A 24,442-nucleotide genomic window follows, 5' to 3' on the forward strand; every position below is an offset into this window, starting at 1 on the left:
GAAATAAGTGAATTTACCCAAAGCGAACCTTACTTCAAAGCCAAAATAAAGGAAGTAAATGAAGTGCGTCCGAAGAAAAAAGATGAAGAATTTTCTACAATAATTGAATCTATTAAAGATTTAGCAATTGAAATCATTAAAGAAAGTCCAAACATTCCTTCAGAGGCCACTTTTGCAATTAAAAACATCGAAAGTAATCCGTTTTTAATCAATTTTGTGTCTTCAAATATGAATTTAAATGTTTCGGATAAGCAATATTTATTGGGTATTGTAGATCTGAAAGAGCGCGCTTTAGAAACCTTACGTTATATGAATTTAGAACTTCAGAAATTGGAGTTAAAAAATGACATTCAATCTAAAGTTCGATTTGATTTAGACCAACAACAACGCGAATATTTCTTGCAGCAACAAATGAAAACCATTCAGGAAGAATTGGGTGGCGTTTCGCACGATGCTGAAATTGAAGAAATGCGTAACAAAGGAAAAAGTAAAAAATGGGATGCAAAAACAGCGGAACATTTTGATAAAGAAATTTATAAATTACAAAGAACCAATCCAAATTCGCCAGATTTTGGAATACAACGCAATTATTTAGATTTATTTTTAGAATTGCCTTGGAATGAGTTTTCTAAAGATAAATTTGATCTTAAAAAAGCACAACAAATTTTAGACCGAGACCATTTTGGTTTAGAAGATGTAAAAAAACGTATAGTAGAACATTTAGCGGTTTTAAAACTGCGCAACGATATGAAATCGCCAATTTTATGCTTATACGGACCTCCAGGGGTTGGAAAAACATCTATTGGAAAATCGGTTGCTGAGGCATTAGGAAGAGAATATGTTAGAATTTCATTAGGTGGTTTACGTGACGAAGCAGAAATTCGTGGCCATCGTAAAACCTATATCGGAGCAATGCCAGGTAGAATTATTCAATCTATAAAAAAAGCAAAAACATCAAATCCTGTTTTTGTTTTAGATGAAATTGACAAATTATCTTCAAGTCATAATGGAGATCCATCTTCTGCCCTATTAGAAGTTTTAGATCCAGAACAAAATAGCGACTTCCATGATAATTTCTTAGAACTAGGTTACGACCTTTCAAAAGTTATGTTTATAGCTACATCAAACAGTTTATCAACCATTCAACCTGCGTTAAGAGATAGAATGGAAATTATAAATATGTCGGGTTATACCATTGAAGAAAAAATTGAAATTGCGAAAAACTTCTTGCTACCAAAACAATTAAAGGAACACGGATTAACTACAAAAGATTTACAAATTGGTAAAAAACAATTAGAAAAAATCGTAACGGGTTATACACGTGAATCTGGTGTTCGTGGTTTAGATAAAACGATTGCTCAAATGGTTCGATATGCTGCAAAATCTGTAGCTATGGAAGAAGACTATAATATAAAAGTAACAGATGCTGATATTCTTGAAGTACTAAAATCGCCAAGAATGGAACGTGATAAATATGAAAATAACGATACAGCTGGTGTAGTTACAGGATTAGCTTGGACATCTGTTGGTGGTGATATTTTATTTATTGAATCGTTAGTTTCTAAAGGAAAAGGCGCGATGACTATGACAGGAAATTTAGGAACTGTTATGAAAGAATCGGTTACAATTGCGTTAGAATATATTAAAGCCAATGCCAAACAATTGAATATTGAACCTGAAATATTAAACCAATATAATATTCACATTCACGTACCAGAGGGTGCTACTCCAAAAGACGGACCAAGTGCCGGTATTGCGATGTTAACCTCAATGGTTTCTAGTTTTACACAAAGTAGAATTAAGAAAAATATTGCCATGACTGGGGAAATTACTTTACGTGGAAAAGTCTTACCTGTTGGCGGAATTAAGGAAAAAATATTAGCTGCAAAACGTGCCAATATTAAAGAAATTATCTTGTGTAAAGAAAACAAACGTGATATTGAAGAAATAAAAGCCGATTATTTAGCCGGCTTAACTTTTCATTATGTTGATACGATGAAAGAAGTAATTGACATAGCTATTTTGAAAGAAAAAGTAAAAAACGCTATTACTTTTGATCTTAAAAAGGTAAATTAGATTTTCGGATATTCACAAAACAGACTAAAACCTATATGAAATAAAACATATAGGTTTTTTCTTTATATTTGAAATATTAAAATAAAACAATGAAAATACTACTTGTAGGAGAATTTAGTCGGTTACACAATTCATTAAAAGAAGGACTTTTGGCATTAGGTCACGAAGTTGTTTTAGTGAATAATGGCGACGGCTTTAAAAACTATCCTGCAGATATTAGTATACGAGCCAATTTTTTTAAATCTAAATTAGGAAATATTCCAAGACAAATTTGGGCAAGAATTTTCAAATATGATTTAGCTTTGTTAGAACACGGAATTAGATTTTGGTGGATTTCCAAAAAACTAAAAAACTTTGATGTCGTTCAGTTAATTAATGAAAGACCAATTCAAACTACTTTTAAATTAGAATTGTTTTTACTGAAACGTATTTTCAAGCAAAATAAAAAAGTATTCTTAATGTGTTGTGGTATAGATTATATGACCGTATCTCATATGTTACAACAAAAAGACAAATATTCTGTAATGAATCCTTATTTTGAAGGTATTCCTGAAGCTAAAAAACAATATGACTACTATTTTGATTTTTTAACCAATTCACATCAAAAAATCCATCAATTTTTATACAAAAATAGTTCTGGTGTTATTTCGTCTGATTTGGATTATGTTGCACCGCTAATTGGAAATGAAAAGTATTTAGGAATGATTGCAAATCCTATAAATATTGATAAAACTGGAAGTAGTGAAACTACAATTTCTGGAAAAATTTCTATTTTTTTAGGGATAAATTCAGGAAATTCTTTTACGAAAGGTGTTTCTTTTTTTCAAAAAGCGTTAGTAATTCTTCAAGAAAATTATCCTAATTTGATTGAAGTTAAAATTACTACAGATATACCTTATACAACATATCAAAAACATTTTGAAAGCGCACATATTATTTTAGACCAAGTATATGGTTTTGATCAAGGTTTTAATGCCTTAGAAGCTATGGCTAAAGGAAAAGTAGTGTTTACGGGTGCTGAAACTGAATTTTTAAAACATTATCATTTAAAAGAAGATGATGTAGCAGTAAATGCATTGCCCGATGTAAATTATTTAGTTGAAAAATTATCGTATTTGATTGAAAATCCCTCAGAAATTAATCGAATTGGTCAAAATGCTATTCAATTTATACATAAAGAACATCATTATATTACTCAAGCTCAAAAGTATGTAACGCTTTGGTTACAAACAAAATAATCCATATTTTACTAAGCAATATATAGCTCGAAATGCTTCATTTCAATTATTTTTTTACTCAAAAGTAAGTTCTTTCGTTATAAAAAAATAGTAGTGAAAATACAAAAACAGCGACTTCAAGACTCCAAAATCTAAGAAATAATGAAAATGAGAAACATTATGATATAAAAATAAAACTTATTTCAGAAATAAAAGAATGGCAAAACAAATTAACCACCCTATTTGGGTTACTGTTAGCGATTTATTTTATTATAACTTTTAAAAAACATAATAAAATTGTCTTTGTTTTTGCATTATATTTTAGTTACATTTTTTTTATTTCAGGAATATCAAGCACACAAGGCGATAGATTTCATATTGTATTTTATCCAATCGTACTGTTATTACTTTTTCATTTTTTTGAAAAATATAAAAACCATTACTAACAAATACATAAAATAAGTAACCGTATGAGCCATTACTATTCCATTTATTCCAATAGTATGCAACATCCAATTTGAAGAAAAATACATAATACACAACGATATTATTTCTGTAATTATAAAAACTTTAGTCTGTTTCTTTGCTATTAGTAGGGTTCCAAAAATAAGTGAAGTAGCTTTTAACACATCGCCAATTAATTGCCATAAAAACAACGATTCCATCGATTCAAATTCCGAAGAAAACAAAACCTGAATAATGTATTTTCGCAAAAAATAAATAATTACTAAACCAATAGTGAAAAGTGGAATAATCGTTTTTAAATAGTGTAAAACAATTTCTTTACTATTTGAATTCATTTCTGCTAATTTTGGATAAAAATAAATCGCCATTATAGAAGAAACAAATAATAAATAATAAGACGAAATGCGTTGTAAACCTTCGTAAATACCTGCTTGTTGTAAACCTGTAATTGCAACAATATCAGTTCGGATTTCCAATAACACGAAAGAACCAATTACACCAGAAACAAGTGCCATTAACACATATTCAGACAAATTTTTCACTACTTTGAAATCGAAAAATTCAATAGATAAAACATCCCGAAAACGGATATGTTTCTTTAAGTAAAAAAGACTAACAAAAAAAACAAAAATTGGTGCGAAAATTAATGAAACTAATGCGCCAATTGTGGAATAATAATAGATAAAAAATACTGAAAAAATCAAAGCAATTGCACTTGAAATAATCTGAATATAAATAACATTTTTATATTCCTGAAAACCGTTAACTACTGAAATACAAAACGTTGAAAAAACATATAATGGAAATACAACCGCTATACTGTAAAATACGAAACTATATATTTCTGAGTGATTAAAAATTTGTTTGGATAAATAATCAGCTCCTAAAATTAAAAACAAACTAATTGCAATAGAAGAAGTTAAAAGCAACAATCCAAAAGTAGCTAAAACCGATTTCAATTTAGATCTATCATTCTGAAATTCAGAAACATATTTCACAACGGCATTCTGAATTCCAAGTAAAGAAAAATTTTCCAATACATTTAAAAAGGCTCTAAAATTTCCTACATAGGCCATTCCGTTTGCACCAACAAAAAGGGCTAACGCTTTTGAAGTGATGAAACCAAAAATCAATTTCAACAATATATGAACACTATTCAAAGAAGTAATTTTGAATAAAGGTTGTTGTATTATTTTTTTAATTTCAGACAATTAATACGAATTTAAAGTAGCAATAATATGCGTAATTTCTTCATCTGACAACACGGAACTCATTGGTAAACTCAGCACTTCTTGATGAATTTTTTCTGTAATTGGTAAACTTAAATGATTAAATTCTTGCAATGCTTTTTGTATGTGAGGCGGAATTGGATAATGAATTACTGTTTCTATTCCGTTCTTAAATAAATATTCTTGCAACGTACCTCTGTTTTCTGTACGAATTACAAATAAATGAAAAATATGATCATTAAAATTATTGCAAATTGGCAATTCAATTTTATTATTTTTAATTTCAGATAAATAACGTTTTGCTATTTTTTTTCGTGCCTCGTTTTCAGTATTTAAATATGGTAATTTGATGTTTAAAAAGGCGGCTTGCAATTCATCTAATCTTGAATTTACTCCAATAAAATCGTTATGGTATTTCTTATTTGAGCCATAATTTCGTAAAGAAAATAAAATTTCTGCTAATGCATCATCGTTAGTTGTAATGGCACCGCCATCGCCTAAAGCACCTAAATTTTTTCCTGGATAAAAGCTAAAAGCTCTCGTGTGATTACCAATAAAAGTTAATCCGTGCGCTTGAGCAGCATCTTCAATTATAAGTAAATTATTTGACGCACAAATAGCATTAATTTTATCCATTTCAGCCAATTGTCCATATAAATGAACCACCAAAATAGCCTTAGTTTTTGAAGTTATTTTTTCTTCAATTAAATTGGTATCGATATTGTATGTTTCGATATTTGGTTCTACAAAAACAGGAATTAAATCGGCTTGTAAAATTGCCAAAACAGAAGCTATGTAGGTGTTTGCAGGAACTATCACTTCATCACCTTTATTGATGTTTCCTAATTGAATATTTGCTTTTAATATAAGCACTAAAGCATCTAACCCATTTCCTACTCCAATACAATACTTTGATTTAGAAAATGTGGCAAAACTTGTTTCAAATTGTTTTACTTCGTCACCTAAAATATACCAACCGTTATCTAAAAACGCTTTAGTTTTAGTTAAAAAATGAGCTTCAAAAGGCTTATTTAATTTATGTAAATCGAGGAATTTTATCATATCAATACCTGATTTAATTTTTCGTAATTTTTAGTCTCAATTTCATAAAAATTTTGAACAATTGTTCTTGCACCAAAAGATTCTTTCCAATAATGTAAACTTTCTCTCAGTTGTAATCCATTATTTTCATTAGAAATTCCAAAATCAAAATATTTATCATTTGAGAATACGTTTTGAATTAAATGATTGTATAAAAAATCTAAACCACCTAATTTTGTGTTAAATGCTTTATTTCCTGAAATATACTGAGGATGAATTACGTTTTTTGTAATAAAGACAGTTACGCCACCTATAATTTCATTTTCAAAATACACATTAAATTGTCTGATTAATTTAGGAAATTTAGACTTTAAATAAGTCATTTCTTCCACAGTATGTATGGGTTTTGAATTGTATTTGGTATATAAATTAGGAATTAATAGTTTTTCCCAAAATAAATCAAAAGAGGTTTCTTCTACAATTTTTAATTGTTGTTTTTCGCCTGTTTCTATGCCTCTTTTACGAACACGAGAAGGCACAATTTTATTTGCTAATTCCAAAATAGCTATGGCATCTCTTCGAATAAGCTTAGCTTGTAATAAAAATGAAATATATTCCATTTCGTCCGATGGGAAGGAATTATAAATTGGAGGAATTATTTTTAATTGTACTTTATTAAATCCGGCTTCAAATAAATATTGAAATAAATTATAGTTTAAATGAATTATTTCAGAAAGTTTGCTTTTTTCATCTAAGATTAGTCCGCCATAAGTTAAACCTTGATGCGAAAAAAGGTCGTTTTCAATTCTATTTGCAGGAAAAAGTGCTTTTAAGTTTTCCTTTTCATCAAAAATAAGCAACGAATAATCTTCAAATCGATCCGAATGGTATTCCATAAAATCTCGATGAAACAAAAATGTAGCATTTTTTGCATCTGCTACAAAGTCATTCCATAAATTATAATATTCGGAAGTATATTTTATTATTTTAAACGTATTCATTATTGATTTTGAGTGTTCTAATTATGAGAAATAACAATTTCGCTTCATAAATCTTTGGGGAAATTAGTAAAATTTATTACTTTGGTAAAATTATTCAGCATAAATATTAAATTTTAAAACCTGTTGATGAAAAAATCACTAGTGTTTTTTGTGTTTTTCCTAAAATTTTCATTTTCTCAAAATATTGGTTTATATAGCCAATTTAATGGAAGATACGACTTTACTTTTGTAGGAAATACATTAAATCCTGTTGAAAATTCATTTCAAACTACTCCGGCGGTTTTAACAACATCTTCGGCCACATTAGCACTTGGCACCAATGACATTATTGAAAGCGCCTATTTATATTGGGCAGGCTGTGGAACTGGCGATTTTAACGTCAAATTAAATGGTACAGATGTACTTGCTACCAGAACTTTTTCAAATATATTAACTCAAAGTCAATCGTTTAATTATTTTAGTGCATTTGCGAATGTTACCTCACAAGTACAATCCACCGGAAATGGCACCTATACTTTTTCAGATTTAGATGTGAGTAGTTTCGTACCGCTTCACGCGCAAAACAGTACTAATTTTGCAGGTTGGGCATTAATTGTAGTATATAAAAACCTATCATTACCCTTAAATCAGTTAAATATTTACGATGGGTTGCAAGTGGTATCGCAATTACAAAACAATCTAAATGTTAGACTTAATGCGTTAAACGTAATTGATAATGTGGATGCGAAAATTGGTTTTTTAGCTTGGGAAGGCGATTCCGGAATTCAAGTGAATGAAACATTGCGAATCAATGGAAATATAATTAGCAATCCGCCTTTAAACCCTGCCAATAATGCTTTTAACGGTACGAATTCTACTACCAATTCCAATCAATTATACAATATGGATTTGGATATTTACAACATCCAAAACAATATAAATATCGGTGATACTTCCGCGTTAATTCAATTAACTTCAGGTCAAGATTATGTAATGATTAATGCTATTGTAACAAAATTAAACAGCCAGTTACCAGATGCTCGAATTACCTTTCCAGCACCAGCTTTAAGTTGTAATGTAAGACAACTTCAAATCAATTACACCGTAACAAACAACAATTCTACAGCCAGTTTACCTGCGAATACACCAATTACTTTTTACGCTGATAATGTTGTAATTGGATCCGCTTTTACGCAAAACGTCATTCCAATTGACGGATTAGAAACAGGAACTATTACAGTAACAATTCCAGCAAATATTCCGTTGCAATTTAATTTAATTGCTAATGTTGACGATAACGGAAACGGAAACGGCATAGTAAATGAAATATCAGATACAAATAATTTGTTTTCATTACCCATTCAACTTTTAGCTTCTCCAAATTTCAATCCGCTTGATGATATTGTGAGTTGTAATTTAGGATTCACAAAAGGTCTTTTCGACTTTTCTGACTATGAAGGAAGTGTAAAAACTAATACTGTGCATCTAAGCACCTTCTATAATTCAGAAATAGATGCTTTAAATTTTACAAATCAAATACTGGTTTTAAATAATTATGAAGCATTACAAACTCCGAAAACCATTTGGGTAAGAATTGATGATCCACAAATTGGTTGTTATAGTTTAACTACATTTGATTTACTAACAAAAAATTGCGAACCAATAGTTTATAATGCCGTATCGCCAGATAATGATGGGCAAAATGATTTCTTTTTTATTGAAGGATTACGAGATATTTTTATAAATTTTAAATTGGAAATTTATAACCGCTGGGGAAGATTATTATGGACTGGAAACAACAATAAACCAGATTGGAACGGATATTCCGAAAATACAATGGGAAATAATGAAGCTGCAAGTGGAACATATTACTACATTTTATATCTTAATGACCCTGATTATCCAAAACCTATAAATGGTTATTTGTATTTGAGAAGATAATCAATTTTAGTTAGACAATCCTTAAAAATTAAATTATTACTTATTTAAAATTAATAATCTCAAATATATTTTATATTTTTAGCCAACAAAAAACAAAAACTATGCGAATATTTAATGTCTTAATAGCAGTATTGGCTATAAATTGCGGTTTCAGTCAAAATTATTTTCCAAAAAATGATGGCGTAAAGCAAACCTTCAAAAACCCGATTTTAGTAAAAAATGCAACAATTTATACTTCGTCATCTGTTAAAATTGAAAATGCTACTATGCTCCTTGATGGAGATAAAATTTTAGAAATTGGTACTCAAATTTCAATTCCTAAAGAAGCGACAATAATAGATGCGACCGGCAAAACAATTTATCCCTCATTTATTGATTTGTATACCGAATTTGGTATTCAAAAACCGCAAAGAAAATCGGGTAATTCTAGGTCTCCTCAGTATGATACTGAAAGAAATGGGTATTATTGGAATGACCACATTAGAGCCGATTTTAATGCGTATGAAAACTTAAATTACGATGAAAAAGCCGCAAAAGAATTAAGAGAAACTGGATTTGGTACGGTTTTAAGTTTTAATAATGACGGAATTGTAGCCGGAACAGGTTTATTATGGACATTAAACGATAAAGATACGAATGGATTTCGTATTTTAAATAATAAAATATCGCAACACTTTACTTTCAAAAGAAGTTCGCTTTCTGGTCAAGCTTACCCTTCTTCTTTAATGGGAAGTATGGCATTAATAAAACAATTGTATCACGATGCAAAATGGTATGCTGCAGGAGGTTCAAAAACGAAAGATATTTCATTAGATGTATTTAATCAAAATAAAAATTTAGTTCAAATATTTAATGCTGGCGATAAATTAAATATCCTAAGAGCAGATAAAATAGGTGATGAATTTGGAATAAATTACGTTATTAAAGGAAGTGGAAACGAATTAGAACGTATTGAAGAAATTAAAAAAACAAATGCAACACTAATTGTTCCAATAAATTTCCCTGATTCTTATGATGTTTCTGACTCGTTTCTTGCAGAACAAGTTGTGTTGTCTGATATGAAATTTTGGAATCAAGCACCCTATAATTTAAAAGTTTTAGCAGAAAACAATGTGAATTTTGCTTTAACTACAGCTGATTTAAAAAATCCAAAAGACTTTTTAACCAATTTAAGAAAAGCAGTAGAATATGGATTTCCAAAAGAAAAAGCCTTAGCGGCTTTAACTGAAATACCTGCTAAAATTGCCAATCAAAACAATATTGGAACTTTAAAGAAAGGAAATTTAGCCAATTTTATAATTGTAAGTGGAGATATTTTCGAATCAAAAAGTAGCATTCAAGAAAATTGGATTCAAGGAAATAGAAACATTATTGAAAAAATACAACCTTCTGACATTAGAGGAAAATATGAATTGACTATCGATTCAAATAAATACGACTTATCAATTGAAGGTGAAATTGGTAAAATTGAAGCAAAAATTTTGCAAAACAAAATAGAATTTGGAACGAAAGTAACGTATAATGATCCTTGGATTACTTTAGTTATTAAAAGTAAAGATACTATTGATTCGAAATTTATTAGAATATCTGGATTAAAATCAGACACCGAATTAGCTGGAAAAGCCATTTTAGAAAACGGAAAAGAAGTTTCTTGGTCTGCAATTAAAAAAACAGAAACAACTGAAGTAAAAAAAGATATTGTAGCTGAGAAAAAAGACGAGAAAAAAACGCCTGTTTTTTATCCAATTACTTTCCCAAATATCGCTTTCGGTAATAGTACAAAACCAAAACAAGAAACAATATTGTTTAAAAATGCTACAGTTTGGACAGGTGAAAAAGAAGGTGTTTTAAAAGAAACCGATGTCTTAATTGAAAACGGAAAAATCATTAAAATTGGCAAAAACTTACCTCAAAAAGGAAAGGTAATTGATGCAACTGGAAAATATTTAACCGCTGGAATTATTGATGAACATTCGCATATTGCCATTTCAAATGGAGTAAATGAAGGAGGGCAAAATTCATCTGCTGAAGTAACTATTGAAGATGTAGTAAATTCTGAAGATATAAACATCTATAGAAATTTAGCTGGTGGAGTAACTTCTGCAAATTTATTACACGGATCTGCCAATCCGATTGGTGGTAGAGCTGCATTTGTAAAATTAAAATGGGGATACAATCCAGATGAGATGTTAGTTAAAGACGCTCCTAAATACATCAAATTTGCTTTAGGTGAAAATGTAAAACAATCCAATTGGGGGGATATTGAAAGACTGCGTTTCCCTCAATCCAGAATGGGTGTAGAACAAGTTTATGAAGACTATTTTTCACGAGCACTTGCTTATAAAAAAGAATGGGATGCATACAATACAAACAAAAGTAAAATTGCACCTCGTTTTGATATTGAATTAGAAACATTAAGTCAAATATTAAACAAGAAACGTTTCATTACTTGTCACTCTTACGTACAATCTGAAATAAATATGTTGTTAAAAGTAGCCGAAAAATACAACTTTAAAATTCAAACCTTTACACATATATTAGAAGGCTATAAAGTGGCAGATAAAATGGCTAAACACGGTGTTGGTGGTTCTACTTTCGCAGATTGGTGGGGTTATAAATATGAAGTAAATGATGCTATACCCTATAATGCAGCACTTATGAATAATGTAGGTGTAACGGTTTCAATTAATTCTGATGATGCTGAAATGTCAAGAAGATTGAATCAAGAAGCGGCAAAAACATTAAAATATGGTGGTGTAACGGAAGAAGCGGCTTGGAATTTTGTAACATTAAATCCTGCGAAATTATTGCAAGTTGATGACAAAGTTGGAAGTATTAAAATCGGTAAAGATGCCGATGTGGTGCTTTGGTCAGACAATCCATTAACCATTTATGCTACAGTTGAAAAAACAGTTGTGGATGGAATTATTTTCTTTGATTTAGATCAAGAAAAAGCAAAAAACGAAACGGTTCAAAAAGAAAGAAACGAATTAATTAATTTGATGTTAGACGCTAAAAACAAAGGCTTAAAAACACAAGAACCTAAGAAAAAATCGAGCGGACATTACCACTGTGATACCCTTGGTGAAAAATGCAGAGAATTTCACGCTAAATACAATAATTAATAAGTATTACACTATTTTTCAACACAGATTTCACAGATTAAATTAATTTCAAAAATCTGTGTTATAAAAAATTAATATAAAATGAGAAAATTAACATACATACTAGCACTAACTACTTTAATTAGTTTTGCACAACAAACACCAGCGCCTAAGCAAACAAAATCGATTTTAATAATGGGTGGAACTGCGCATTTAGGCAACGGAAAAATTCAAGAAAATAGTTTAATTTCAATTGTAGATGGGAAAATTGCTTCCGTTTCAGATGCAACGGTAACTAAAATCGGCAAACACGATATTTTGATACAAGCAGATGGAAAGCATATTTATCCTGGATTTATTGCACCAAATTCTACTTTAGGATTAGTTGAAATTGATGCCGTTCGTGCCTCAGATGACGAAAGTGAAATTGGTGAATTCAATCCACATATTAGAAGTTTAATTGCCTATAATGCCGAATCGAAACTAACCGAATCAGCTCGACCAAACGGTGTGCTTTTAGCCCAAATTACACCTCGTGGTGGAAGAATTTCTGGAACTTCTTCTGTGGTTCAATTTGATGCGTGGAATTGGGAAGACGCAGTGATAAAAGAAAATGACGGAATTCATATGCGTTGGCCTAATAGCTATGCACGATTAGGATGGTGGGCAGAACCAGGCGGGATTGAATCGAACAAAAAATATGACGAGCAAACCAAAGGCATTCAACAGTTTTTTGACAATGCGTTTAATTATTTAAATTCAGATAAAAAAACAAAGGACATTCCTTATGATGCGATGAATGGGTTACAAAGCGGAGAAAAAACGTTGTTTGTAAACGCAAATGGTGAAAAAGAAATTACGGATATTATCTTATTCAAAAAGAAAAATAATATTAAAAAATTGGTAATTATTGGTGGTTATAATGCACATAAAATTGCCGATTTATTAAAAGAAAATAATGTTTCTGTTTTATTGAGAAGAGTGCACGACGTTCCCAATTCTGAAGATGAAGATGTGAATTTACCTTACAAAATTGCGAAACTATTAAATGAAAAAGGAATCGTAGTTGGATTAGAAAACGCGGGAGAAATGGAACGTATGCAAACAAGAAACATTCCTTTTTATGCCGGTACTTGTGCCGCTTGGGGAATGAATAAAGAAGAAGCGTTAAAATTAATTACATCAAACACTGCTAAAATTTTAGGAATTGATGCCAAATACGGAACCTTAGAAGCTGGAAAAAGCGCTACCCTATTCATCTCTGAAGGGGATGCATTAGATATGAAAACCAATAAATTATCTCACGCTTTTATTGATGGTAGACAAATTAGTTTGGAAAGTCATCAAACCGAATTATACGAAAGATATAAAGGGAAGTTTGAAAGTGAAGGTTCTAAATCGGAAGTAAAAAACTAAATCACAAATTAATAATTTCAAAGTCGCAAAGCACATCGTTTTGCGACTTTGTTTTTATACTTAAAAAAGATAACTTTGTAACTTAGATACTCAGCAACTTAGTCACTAAAAATGAAACAAATTACTTCCATTCAAAATCCGTTTGTAAAAAACTTAGTTGTATTGCAAGACAAAGCCAAAGCACGAAAACAATCGGGAACATTTATTATTGAAGGACAACGTGAAATTGAATTGGCTGTAAAAGGCGGATACGAATTAGAAACATTACTTTTTTGTCCAGAATTAACTGGAAAATCTGAAAATCTGAAAATTCAAATTGCAGAACATCTCAAAATAGAAATTTCTAAAGAAGTCTATCAAAAACTGGCTTATCGCGATACAACCGAAGGAATTATCGCTATTGCGAAATCGAAATCATTACAATTATCAGATTTAAAATTATCTAAAAACCCTTTAATTTTAGTCGCAGAAGGATTAGAAAAACCAGGAAATTTAGGTGCTTTATTACGAACTGCAGATGCAGCCAATATTGATGCTGTGATTATTGCCAATCCAAAATCGGATATGTACAATCCAAACATTGTGCGTTCAAGTGTGGGTTGTTTATTCACACGTCAAATTGCCGTGGCGACTTCAGAGGAAGCAATTGCTTATTTAAAAGAAAACAACATAAATATTTATTGTGCGACTTTACAAGATTCAGCCAAGTATCACACACAAAATTATAACGAACCAACCGCTTTAGTTGTAGGAACAGAAGCCACAGGAATAACTGAAGTTTGGCGACAAAATTCAACCAAAAACATCAACATTCCTATGCAAGGTAGTATCGATTCTATGAATGTTTCGGTAGCGGCGGCTATTTTACTATTCGAAGCAAAAAGACAACGTGGATTTGAATGATACAATTATCAATTAGTCAATGTGCCAATAAAAAAACACAGATTAAAGAAATTTTAATAATTTTAATAATTCCTTAAATCTGTGTTCCAAAATAAAACAACAAACCAAAAACATCATAAAATGAAAAAAATAATATTAATCTCACTTCTAACAACGTTCACTGCTTTTTCTCAAATAACTGAAAAACAAATTGATGAAGTAGCAGAAAATACACTAAAAGCTTTTAACGTTCCTGGAGTTGCAGTTGCGGTAGTAAAAGACGGAAAAATCATTCACAGTAAAGGATACGGAGTAAAATCCATACTTAAAAAAGATAAAGTAGATGGAAACACGCTTTTCGGTGTAGCTTCCAATAGTAAAGCATTTACAACAGCTGCGATTGCGATGTTAGTTGACGAAGGAAAAATGAATTGGGATGATAAAGTCGTAAAATACTTACCTAATTTTAAAATGTATAACGACTATGTTACGAATGAATTTACTGTTCGTGACTTAGTAACTCATAGAAGTGGATTAGGATTAGGAGCCGGCGATTTAATGATTTGGCCTGACGGAAGTAATTTCAAACCAAAAGATATTGTTGAAAATTTACAATTTTTAAAACCTGTTTCGGCTTTTAGAACCAAATATGATTATGATAATTTGTTGTATATTGTTGCAGGTGAGGTAATTGAAAAATTAAGCGGGTTATCTTGGTGCGATTTTATTGAAAACAGAATAATGAAACCACTTGAAATGAATAATAGTGCCGGATCATTTTTACGATTAAAAGACACTACAAATATCATTGATCCACACGTACCAACAGATGGAAAATTAAAAGTGATTTCGCGTTACAAAAATCAAAGTTTTGATGCAGCTGCAGGAATTTATTCTTCTGTAAACGATATGAGTTGCAACAAGGAAAATATGGTACAGAAAAACAATTTAATTTATTTTCAGAAGCACAACATAACGAAATGTGGCAATTACAAACTATCATTCCAGCGAGAACAAGAGAACCATATTTTACTCATTTTTCTGGTTATGGATTGGGTTGGTTTTTAAGCGATGTAAAGGGCTACAAACAAGTGACTCATACTGGTGGATTAGAAGGAATCGTTACGCAAGTTACGCTTTTACCTGAATTAAATTTAGGAATTGTTGTGCTTACAAATCAGCAATCGGGAGCGGCTTTTAATGCTATAACAAACACTATAAAAGATGCTTATCTAAAAATTGAGTACAAAGATTATGTGAAAATTTTTAGTGAACGAGAAAAAAATAATATTGCAGAAGCAGACAAAGTAACCACTGAAGTTTGGGCAAAAATAGCCGAAAATCAAAAAAATAAAGTCAAAATTGATGCGAAAAATTTCACAGGTACTTATAAAGATAATTGGTTTGGAAACATCACCATTTCTGAGAAAAAAGGAAAAATGTATTTCAATTCAGAACGTTCGCCACAGTTGGCTGGTGAAATTTTCTTTTACAAAGACAATACATTTGCTGTAAAATGGTTCAATCGCAGCTTTAATGCCGATGCTTTAATTACTTTTTCGGAAAATAATACAAATATCAAAATGGCAGCTATTTCAGAGTTAACCGATTTTAGCTACGACTTTCAAGATTTAGATTTTTACAAGAAATGATATAAATAACACAGATTTAAAAAATTATTAAAATTTATGTAATTTCTTAAATCTGTGTTTTAAAAATTTAAATCCACCAACCCTAATTTTTTAATAAACTTTTTTGATATCTAAATTTTAAACACTATTTTTATATTCTACAAAAATTGAATATGACAGAGATAGATTTAGAGGCCGAAAACAAAGCTATTGCCCAAGAATATAAAGAGTTACTACGTATTAGTTATCAAAGCTTAACAGCCGATGATAAAAAAATAATTCGTAAGGCTTTTGATGTGGCAGTAGAAGCGCATAAAGATCAAAGAAGAAAATCTGGTGAAGCCTATATTTTTCACCCTATTGCTGTTGCAAAAATTGTAGCCTCACAAATTGGTTTAGGTTCAACAGGTATTGCCTCTGCCCTACTTCACGATGTGGTAGAAGATACAGACATTACTATTTCTGACATTGAAAAAATGTTTAATCCTAAAATTGCTAAAATTGTTGAAGGATTAACTAAAATTCCAAAAGTAAAAAACGACCAAGAGATTTCGCTTCAAGCTGAAAATTTCAGAAAAATGCTACTAACGCTTAATGATGACGTTAGAGTAATTTTAATAAAACTTGCCGATAGATTGCACAATATGCAAACTATGGACGGAATGTCTGACTATAAACAAGCGAAAATTGCATCGGAAACCTTATATATTTACGCCCCATTAGCACATCGTTTAGGACTTTATAATATCAAAACCCAATTAGAAGATTTAGGTTTAAAGTACACAGAACCTGAGGTGTATTCTGATATTGTAAGCAAAATTAAAGAAACCAAAGAAGAACAAGACGCGTATATAAAATCCATTTCTGAAATCCTTAGTCAATCAATGGCCAATGAAGGTATTGATTTCGTTATAAAAGGGCGTCCAAAATCGATTTATTCAATTCGCAGAAAAATGAAAGTGCAAGGCGTAACTTTTGATGAAGTGTACGATAAATTTGCGCTTAGAATTATTTACAAATCGAATCTGCACGATGAAAAATTCATAGCTTGGAAAATCTATTCTGTAGTTACAGACCATTACAGACCAAGTCCAAGTCGTTTACGTGATTGGATTTCTTCACCAAAATCAACCGGTTACGAAGCGTTACACATTACTGTAATGGGACCATTAGGACGTTGGGTGGAAATTCAAGTTCGAAGTGAACGAATGGACGAAATCGCAGAAAAAGGATATGCTGCACATTACAAATACAAAAACGGAGCAACCGAAGAAAATAGTTTGGAAATTTGGTTAAACCAACTTAAAGAAGCGCTTGAAAATTCAAACAATAATGCCGTTGATTTTGTAGAAGATTTTAAACTGAATCTATATGCAAAAGAAATATATATTTTCACACCAAAAGGTGAAATAAAATCGTTACCAAAAGGGGCTACATCACTCGATTTTGCATTCAGTATTCACTCGGAAATTGGTGTAAAAACTAGAGGAACAAAAGTAAATGGTAAATTAGTACCGCTAAATCATATATTAAATAGTGGGGATCAAGTTGAAATTATTACTTCGCAAAATCAAAAACCTACGATTCAATGGTTAGAATATGTAACTACCTCACGTGCCAAAAATAAAATTAAGAATGTTTTAAACGAGGACATCAAAAAAATTGGCGAAGAAGGCCGAGAAATTTTAACTCGAAAATTACGCCATTTAAAAATTACTTTAAATGAGAAATCAATTAATGAATTGGTCAATTTTTTCAAATTAAAAACCAGTTTAGATTTGTTTTACAGAGTAGGTGTTGGTGCTATTGAAAATCAGCAATTACGTGATTATGCGGCACAAAAAAGCAATACATTAGTCAACTTTTTTAAGAAAACCATTAAAAGAAGCGCCAGTTCTTCTGATGAAAAAAATCAGAAAAATAAGGCTAATGAAAAACTCGACCTATTGGTTTTTGGAACCGAACAAAGTAAATTAGAATATAAATTTTCTCCTTGTTGTAATCCTATTCCTGGCGACCTTGTTTTTGGTTTTGTAACCATTAACGAAGGAATAAAAGTGCATAAAATGGACTGTCCGAATGCCATAAGTTTACAATCTAATTTTGCATATCGAATTGTTCAAGCCAAATGGATAGACTCTACTCAAGAAGAATTTAATGCCGTTTTAAAAATTACCGGAATGGATGTTATGGGATTAACCAATCAACTTACTAAAGTCATTTCAAATCAAATGCACGTGAACATTCAAAGCATTAATTTAAGCTCAGAAGCTGGCATTTTTAAAGGTCAAATTACCGTTATGGTTCAGAATAATGTCATTCTTAAAAAGTTAATTGAGAACATCAAAACTGTGGATGGCATTGATAAAGTGACAAGGGTATATAATACATAAAATTAAAAATTAAGGGATTTTTATATTTATCAATTAGTTAGTTCTTTTTTTTACTTTTCACTAATCACTTTTTACTATATTTGCATTTCTTTCATTTAAACTTAAAATGGATAACAACCAAAACCAAGAAACGGTAAAAAACGTTTTTACAAAATACCTTGAAGAAAAAGGACATCGCAAAACGCCTGAACGTTATGCGATACTACAAGAAATATACGAAAATCAAGAACATTTTGATATCGAATCCTTGTATATTAAAATGAAAAACAAAAATTATCGTGTTTCTCGTGCTACTTTATACAACACTATTGAATTATTATTAGATTGTAAATTAGTTCGTCGTCATCAATTTGGACAAAACCAAGCACATTATGAAAAGTCATATTTTGATAAACAACACGACCATATTATTTTAACGGATACTGGAGAAGTAATTGAATTTTGCGACCCTCGTATTCAGCAAATTAAGCAAACAATGGAAGAAATGTTTGGAATTAATATAGAAACACATTCCTTATATTTTTACGGAACAAAAAAGAAATAAAAATACAGACAAATTAAATTTGTCTTTTCAATGCAAACAACACAAACAACAACACAATGAATGTAGATTTACTACTTGGATTACAATGGGGTGACGAAGGAAAAGGAAAAATCGTCGATGTATTAACTTCAAAATACGATATTATTGCGCGTTTTCAAGGCGGTCCGAATGCAGGACACACACTTGAATTTGATGGAATTAAACACGTTTTAAGAACTATTCCTTCTGGTATTTTTCATAAAAACAACGTAAATATCATTGGAAATGGCGTGGTAATGGATCCTGTGGTTTTTCAAACAGAAATTAAAGGATTAGAAAAATTTAATTTGGATGTTAAATCAAAATTATTTTTATCAAGAAAAGCGCATTTAATTTTACCTACACATCGTTTACTTGATGCAGCTTCGGAAGCTTCGAAAGGAAAAGCTAAAATTGGTTCTACTTTAAAAGGAATCGGACCTACATATATGGATAAAACCGGTAGAAATGGTTTACGAATTGGCGATTTAGAAATGGCTGATTTTAAAGAAAGATACCGTGCTTTAGCTGACAAACACGAAGCAATGATTGCTTTTTATGATGTAGATTTACAATATAATTTAGCCGAAATGGAAGCTGAATTTTTCGCAGCAGTGGAAGAATTAAAAACATTAACTTTCATTGATTCAGAGGAATATTTAAACAAAGCTTTAAAAGCGGGTAAAACCATTTTAGCAGAAGGCGCACAAGGTTCTTTATTAGATGTTGACTTTGGAACGTATCCATTTGTAACGTCTTCTAATACTACTGCTGCTGGAGCTTGTACAGGATTGGGAATTGCACCAAACAGAGTAAAAGAAGTTTTTGGAATTTTTAAAGCGTACACTACACGTGTAGGAAGCGGACCTTTTCCAACAGAATTATTTGATGAAGTGGGCGCCAATATGGCAAAAATCGGAAACGAATTTGGCTCAGTTACTGGTCGTGCCCGTCGTTGTGGATGGTTAGATTTAGTAGCCTTAAAATACGCTGTTGAAGTAAATGGTGTTACCGAATTATATATGATGAAAGGTGACGTATTATCTGGATTTGAAACGTTGAAAATTTGTACCGCTTACAAGTACAAAGGAGAAGTATTAAAACATTTCCCTTACAACATTGAACCAGAAAATGTACAACCAATATACACAGAAATGAAAGGTTGGCAAGCCGATTTAACTGGTATGACAACGTATGAAGAATTACCTTCAGAATTAAAAACTTACATCGAATTCATTGAAAAAGAATTAGAAGTGCCAATAAAAGTTGTTTCTGTAGGACCTGATAGAACACAAACAATTACAAGATAAGTTACAAAATTTTGTTATACTGAACTCGTTTAAGTATTACACATATAAAAACCGCAGATTCTCAGATAATCCAAAATCTGAAATCTGCGGTTTCTTATTTTTTATCTATTAAAATTCGAAAAATCTGTGTACCTATCAAAAAAACCATAAAATATTCTTAATACGCATTCATTATTCTACATTTTACTTAAATTTGACAAAAAATTGAGAAATTGAGAAAATATTTATATGCTGTCGTTTTGGTATTTACCATTTGGTTTGGAAATGCACAAACTACAAATCAACAGATTACTCCTTCTAATCCTAATGGGATAAAAATTTTGCATTCTGATTTTATCGATAAAAATCAAAATGAAATTCCGGGCGCCATTATATTTACTGGAAATGTTCAAGTGCAACATAATGGCGTATTAATTAATTGCAATAAAGCATACCATTACACCGATGAAGATTATGTAAAAGCGTTTGGAAACGTAATATTAAACCAAGGCGATACTATTGTAATGAACAGTCGATATGCAGAATATAATGGAAAAACCCTTCAAGCATTTGCAACTGGAAATGTGAATTTGCGTTCTCCAGATTCCAATTTAACTACCGATACCATTTACTTTGACAGAAACAAACAAGAAGCCTTTTATAGAAGCTGGGGAACCATTCTTAATAAAGAAAATACTTTAAAAAGTAAATCTGGAAGATATTATTTAAATAACAAAAAATACGTTTTCAAAACAGCAGTAACGGTTGTAAATCCGCAAGTTACTATAAAAACTAATAATTTAGAATTTTACGACAACTCTGGACACGCCTATGTTTACGGCCCAAGTACGATTACAAGTAAAGAAAATGTGATTAATACTGAAAATGGATTTTATGACACTAAAAATGATGTTGGAAGGCTTTTAGATAAATCTAATATCGTTTATAATAATCGGAAAGTAGAAGGCGATATTATTAATTACGACCGTAAGAAAAATTTCGCAAAAGCTACCAATAATGTAAAAATTACCGATACCATAAACAATATGATTGCTACCGGACATTACGCAGAAGTGTACCGAAATATTGGCGGTACCAAAAAAGATTCGATGTTTATTACCAAAAAAGCACTGGTAAAAACCTTAGTAGAAAAGGATACTATGTATCTCCACGGAAAAAAAATATTGGTTACGGGTCCGCAAGAAGATAGAACGATTAGAGCTTTTAACAATGTTCGGTTTTTTAAAACGGATATGAGTGGAAAATGCGATTCCATTCATTCTAATAATAAAACTCAACTCACAAAACTTATCGGAAGACCTGTGGTTTGGAATGCCGACAATCAAATGACGGGCGACGTTATTCATTTAATAGGAAATAATAAAACCGAGAAATTAGATTCATTGAAAATACTCAATAATGCCTTTTTGGTTCAAAAAGATACGTTAAGTGATGACAATTTCAATCAAGTGAAAGGTCAATTTTTATACGGAAAGTTTAGAGATAACAAATTATATGAAGTAGATTTAATCAAAAATACAGAGAAAATATATTTTATGTATAACGATGAAAATGAAATGGTTGGAATTGATAAGGGCGTTTCAAGTAGCATCAATATGCAATTGGAAAACAACAAAATTTTAGAACTAACTTCTTTCAAACAAATTTTAAGCGATACCTATCCTGATAAAGAATTTCCAAAAAACGCAAGGCGACTTAGAGGTTTTATTTGGCGAATAGACGAAAAAATCACTTCTTTAGAGAATATTTTTCCTGATGAAGAAAAAGCCATCGACGAAAAAGTAAAAGTCGAAACAAAAAAGAAAGAAAAAGAAGAGAAAAAACCTATGTCCGTCCTAAAAGAAACTACGGATTATGGAAAAAAAGTAGGAAGTAAAAAGGAAAAAGTGAAAAGTAAAAAGCAATAAATTTTATCACCTTTAACTCTTCACCTAAAACCGAAAAAAATGATAAACGATTTCTTTAAATATCAAGCGCAAACCTCTCCTCACCCATTAGCTATGGAAATTTCTTATGCTAAAGGGTCTTATATTTACGACACTGCTGGAAATAAATATTTAGATTTTGTTGCTGGTGTTTCAGCTTGTAGTTTAGGACATCAAAATGAACGTGTAAATACGGCTATAAAAAACCAATTAGACAAATATTCTCACGTTATGGTGTATGGCGAATATGCTCAACATCCAGCAACCGAATATTGTAAATTATTAGCCGAGCATCTTCCCTATCCCTTAAAAAAAACATATTTGGTAAATTCGGGTACAGAAGCTACCGAAGGCGCTTTAAAATTAGCCCGAAGAGTAACCGGAAGAAGCCAGTTTATATCTTGCCATAATGCCTATCACGGGAATACTATGGGAAGTTTAAGTGTTATGGGTTTTGAAGAACGCAAACAAGTATTTAGACCATTAGTACCAGACGTTGATTTCATTACGTTTAATAACGAAGAAGATATCCAGAAAATTACAACAAAAACAGCGGGAATTATCTTAGAATCTATTCAAGGAGGTGCAGGTTTTATTCAGCCACAAAACGATTTTCTTAAAAAAGTTAGAGCGCGATGCACTGAAGTTGGCGCGATGTTAATCATAGATGAAATTCAACCCGGATTTGGTCGTACTGGAAAATTATTTGGCTTTGAAAATTACGATTGTGTTCCAGATATTTTAGTTATCGGAAAAGGAATGGGCGGCGGAATGCCAATTGGCGCATTTGTAGCTTCCGAAGCACATATGGATTTATTATACGACAATCCGAAGTTAGGACATATCACCACATTTGGTGGACATCCCGTAATTGCAGCGGCTTGTTTGGCCACATTACAAGAAATTACTGAAACCAATTTAATGGCTGAAACATTAGAAAAAGAAATTCTTTTCAGAAAATTATTGGTTCACCCTTTAATAACAGAAGTTCGTGGAAAAGGTTTAATGTTAGCTGCAATGACAAAAAACGCAAACATTACAAACGAAGTTATTTTACGATGTCACAAACGTGGACTAATATTATTTTGGTTATTATTTGAAGGAACAGCCATCCGAATTACACCGCCATTAACCATTTCCAATCAAGAAATTGAAGAAGGTTGTCAATTATTATTAGAAGTTATGGACGAGGTTCATACTTTGAATCTTTAAATCCTAAATATTAATTTTTTTAAACACAGATTCAAAAAATCTTAAAAATTAATAAAATTTCTCAAATCTGTGTTGCATAAAAACTGTATTTGAACTTAAATTTTGTTAATTAAATTGTTCAAAAGATACACTTGGCAAAGAATTTGCAAGCATTAAATTACGTAATTTTATTACTGTAACTTTTAAAAAGTTGTTGCTATGAATATGAGCCATAATGAAGAAGAGGAAGAAAACAAATTATCGCTTTCTAAATTCGAATCGATGCTAAAAACCAACAAGGTTTTCTTTTTTGATTCGGAAGAATTTGAAGATATTGTTTTGCATTATATGGATACCGGGCGCGTTAATTTAGCAAAAAAAGCACTACGCTTGGGCTTAGAGCAACATCCAAAATCTACAGGATTAAAACTGGTTCACGTTGAATTATTAATTTATGACGACAAAATTGAACAAGCTGAAAAAATCTTAAACGAAATCGCATTATTAGAACCTACAAACGAAGAAGTTTTTATTCAACGTGCCAACATTTGTTCCAAAAGAGACCAACACGAAAAAGCTATTGAACATTTAAGAATTGCGCTTCGATACACAGATGATGAAGCCGATGTGTACTCAATGATTGGTATGGAATATTTATTTATGGATAATTTAGAGTTGGCCAAAGAAAACTTTATTTTATGTTTAGATAATGACGAAGAAGATTATTCAGCACTTTACAATGTGGTATATTGTTTTGACTTCTTAGACCAAAATCAGGAAGCAATAGTATATTTAGAAAATTTTATCGATAAAAACCCTTATAGTGAAGTGGCTTGGCATCAACTTGGACGTCAATTCTATGCTATAAAAAATTACGAAAAAGCCGTTTGGGCTTTTGATTATGCCTGCCTTATTGATGAAAGATTTTTAGGTGCTTTCTTAGAAAAAGCTAAATCATTAGAAAAACTTCAGCACTATCAAGACGCAATAGATTGCTATTTAATTACAATAGAATTAGATGATCCCACTTCATTTGCTTATTTAAGAATTGGAAAATGTTATGAAAAACTTGGAAATTC

General features: G+C 30.9%; 17 protein-coding genes. 14 read left to right on the top strand and 3 right to left on the bottom strand.

Features of this window, described 5'->3' with window-relative positions:
* Both lon and ACIQ11_RS01950 read left to right on the top strand, forming a co-directional pair.
* The coding region (gene lon, locus ACIQ11_RS01945) for an endopeptidase La (RefSeq protein ID WP_396152294.1) at window positions 1-2,076 on the top strand (2,076 nt) is incomplete at its 5' end.
* An 89-nt stretch (window positions 2,077-2,165) separates the two neighbouring features.
* A complete protein-coding gene (locus ACIQ11_RS01950; protein ID WP_396152296.1) occupies window positions 2,166-3,314 on the top strand; it encodes a glycosyltransferase in 1,149 nt (382 codons plus the stop codon).
* Window positions 3,315-3,697: 383 nt separating this feature from the next.
* On the opposite strand, the gene ACIQ11_RS01955 is transcribed toward ACIQ11_RS01950, so the two are convergent.
* From ACIQ11_RS01955 to ACIQ11_RS01965, 3 genes are read right to left on the bottom strand one after another with little or no spacing between them, the layout of a single operon-like run.
* Entirely contained in the window at window positions 3,698-4,969 is a 1,272-nt protein-coding gene (locus ACIQ11_RS01955; protein WP_396152298.1) for an O-antigen translocase, read from the bottom strand.
* The gene (locus ACIQ11_RS01960) at window positions 4,970-6,049 is read right to left on the bottom strand and encodes a DegT/DnrJ/EryC1/StrS family aminotransferase (RefSeq protein WP_396152300.1); all 1,080 of its coding nucleotides are present in this window, start codon (window positions 6,047-6,049) and stop codon (window positions 4,970-4,972) included.
* The gene (locus ACIQ11_RS01965) at window positions 6,046-7,029 is read right to left on the bottom strand and encodes a GNAT family N-acetyltransferase (RefSeq protein WP_353077023.1); all 984 of its coding nucleotides are present in this window, start codon (window positions 7,027-7,029) and stop codon (window positions 6,046-6,048) included. The genes ACIQ11_RS01960 and ACIQ11_RS01965 overlap by 4 nt, the downstream gene beginning before the upstream one ends.
* Before the next feature lie 126 nt (window positions 7,030-7,155).
* Between ACIQ11_RS01965 and ACIQ11_RS01970 the strand changes: the two genes are divergently transcribed.
* The 12 genes from ACIQ11_RS01970 to ACIQ11_RS02025 form a co-directional block, all read left to right on the top strand.
* Complete coding sequence (locus ACIQ11_RS01970; protein WP_396152302.1) at window positions 7,156-8,949, top strand: gliding motility-associated C-terminal domain-containing protein; 1,794 nt, start codon at window positions 7,156-7,158, stop codon at window positions 8,947-8,949.
* 101 nt (window positions 8,950-9,050) lie between these two features.
* Complete coding sequence (locus ACIQ11_RS01975; protein ID WP_396152304.1) at window positions 9,051-12,074, top strand: amidohydrolase family protein; 3,024 nt, start codon at window positions 9,051-9,053, stop codon at window positions 12,072-12,074.
* 81 nt (window positions 12,075-12,155) lie between these two features.
* Window positions 12,156-13,469 carry an amidohydrolase family protein gene (locus ACIQ11_RS01980; RefSeq protein ID WP_396152306.1) on the top strand — a complete coding sequence of 438 codons (1,314 nt, stop codon included), beginning with the start codon at window positions 12,156-12,158 and terminating at the stop codon, window positions 13,467-13,469.
* Window positions 13,470-13,580: 111 nt separating this feature from the next.
* Window positions 13,581-14,372: a TrmH family RNA methyltransferase gene (locus tag ACIQ11_RS01985; protein WP_396152308.1), complete on the top strand. Its 792-nt coding sequence runs from the start codon at window positions 13,581-13,583 to the stop codon at window positions 14,370-14,372.
* Between the two features lie 120 nt (window positions 14,373-14,492).
* Window positions 14,493-15,419, top strand: coding sequence for a serine hydrolase domain-containing protein (locus tag ACIQ11_RS01990; RefSeq protein WP_396152310.1), 927 nt, complete (start codon window positions 14,493-14,495; stop codon window positions 15,417-15,419).
* The gene (locus ACIQ11_RS01995) at window positions 15,332-16,003 is read left to right on the top strand and encodes a DUF3471 domain-containing protein (protein WP_396152312.1); all 672 of its coding nucleotides are present in this window, start codon (window positions 15,332-15,334) and stop codon (window positions 16,001-16,003) included. The genes ACIQ11_RS01990 and ACIQ11_RS01995 overlap by 88 nt, the downstream gene beginning before the upstream one ends.
* Window positions 16,004-16,155: 152 nt before the next feature.
* Window positions 16,156-18,375 carry a RelA/SpoT family protein gene (locus ACIQ11_RS02000; RefSeq protein WP_396152315.1) on the top strand — a complete coding sequence of 740 codons (2,220 nt, stop codon included), beginning with the start codon at window positions 16,156-16,158 and terminating at the stop codon, window positions 18,373-18,375.
* 106 nt (window positions 18,376-18,481) lie between these two features.
* A complete protein-coding gene (locus tag ACIQ11_RS02005) occupies window positions 18,482-18,919 on the top strand; it encodes a Fur family transcriptional regulator (RefSeq protein WP_291242725.1) in 438 nt (145 codons plus the stop codon).
* Between the two features lie 56 nt (window positions 18,920-18,975).
* The gene (locus tag ACIQ11_RS02010; protein ID WP_291242723.1) at window positions 18,976-20,247 is read left to right on the top strand and encodes an adenylosuccinate synthase; all 1,272 of its coding nucleotides are present in this window, start codon (window positions 18,976-18,978) and stop codon (window positions 20,245-20,247) included.
* A 212-nt stretch (window positions 20,248-20,459) separates the two neighbouring features.
* On the top strand, window positions 20,460-22,154 hold the full coding sequence (locus ACIQ11_RS02015) for an OstA-like protein (RefSeq protein ID WP_396152317.1): 1,695 nt from the start codon (window positions 20,460-20,462) through the stop codon (window positions 22,152-22,154).
* 39 nt (window positions 22,155-22,193) lie between these two features.
* Entirely contained in the window at window positions 22,194-23,384 is a 1,191-nt protein-coding gene (locus ACIQ11_RS02020; RefSeq protein WP_396152319.1) for an aspartate aminotransferase family protein, read from the top strand.
* 204 nt (window positions 23,385-23,588) lie between these two features.
* Window positions 23,589-24,442, top strand: an 854-nt coding sequence (locus ACIQ11_RS02025) for a tetratricopeptide repeat protein (RefSeq protein WP_396152321.1), incomplete at its 3' end; no start/stop codon positions are given.

The organism is Flavobacterium sp. (assembly GCF_044361065.1).
Lineage (GTDB): Bacteria > Bacteroidota > Bacteroidia > Flavobacteriales > Flavobacteriaceae > Flavobacterium.

Coding starts and splice junctions, on each gene's coding strand:
- ACIQ11_RS02005 (WP_291242725.1), top strand. CDS start 18,482: ATGGATAACAACCAAAACCAAGAAACGGTAAAAAACGTTTTTACAAAA.
- ACIQ11_RS02020 (WP_396152319.1), top strand. CDS start 22,194: ATGATAAACGATTTCTTTAAATATCAAGCGCAAACCTCTCCTCACCCA.
- ACIQ11_RS01995 (WP_396152312.1), top strand. CDS start 15,332: ATGTGGCAATTACAAACTATCATTCCAGCGAGAACAAGAGAACCATAT.
- ACIQ11_RS01950 (WP_396152296.1), top strand. CDS start 2,166: ATGAAAATACTACTTGTAGGAGAATTTAGTCGGTTACACAATTCATTA.
- ACIQ11_RS01985 (WP_396152308.1), top strand. CDS start 13,581: ATGAAACAAATTACTTCCATTCAAAATCCGTTTGTAAAAAACTTAGTT.
- ACIQ11_RS01970 (WP_396152302.1), top strand. CDS start 7,156: ATGAAAAAATCACTAGTGTTTTTTGTGTTTTTCCTAAAATTTTCATTT.
- ACIQ11_RS01980 (WP_396152306.1), top strand. CDS start 12,156: ATGAGAAAATTAACATACATACTAGCACTAACTACTTTAATTAGTTTT.
- ACIQ11_RS01960 (WP_396152300.1), bottom strand. CDS start 6,049: ATGATAAAATTCCTCGATTTACATAAATTAAATAAGCCTTTTGAAGCT.
- ACIQ11_RS02000 (WP_396152315.1), top strand. CDS start 16,156: ATGACAGAGATAGATTTAGAGGCCGAAAACAAAGCTATTGCCCAAGAA.
- ACIQ11_RS01975 (WP_396152304.1), top strand. CDS start 9,051: ATGCGAATATTTAATGTCTTAATAGCAGTATTGGCTATAAATTGCGGT.
- ACIQ11_RS01965 (WP_353077023.1), bottom strand. CDS start 7,029: ATGAATACGTTTAAAATAATAAAATATACTTCCGAATATTATAATTTA.
- ACIQ11_RS02010 (WP_291242723.1), top strand. CDS start 18,976: ATGAATGTAGATTTACTACTTGGATTACAATGGGGTGACGAAGGAAAA.
- ACIQ11_RS01990 (WP_396152310.1), top strand. CDS start 14,493: ATGAAAAAAATAATATTAATCTCACTTCTAACAACGTTCACTGCTTTT.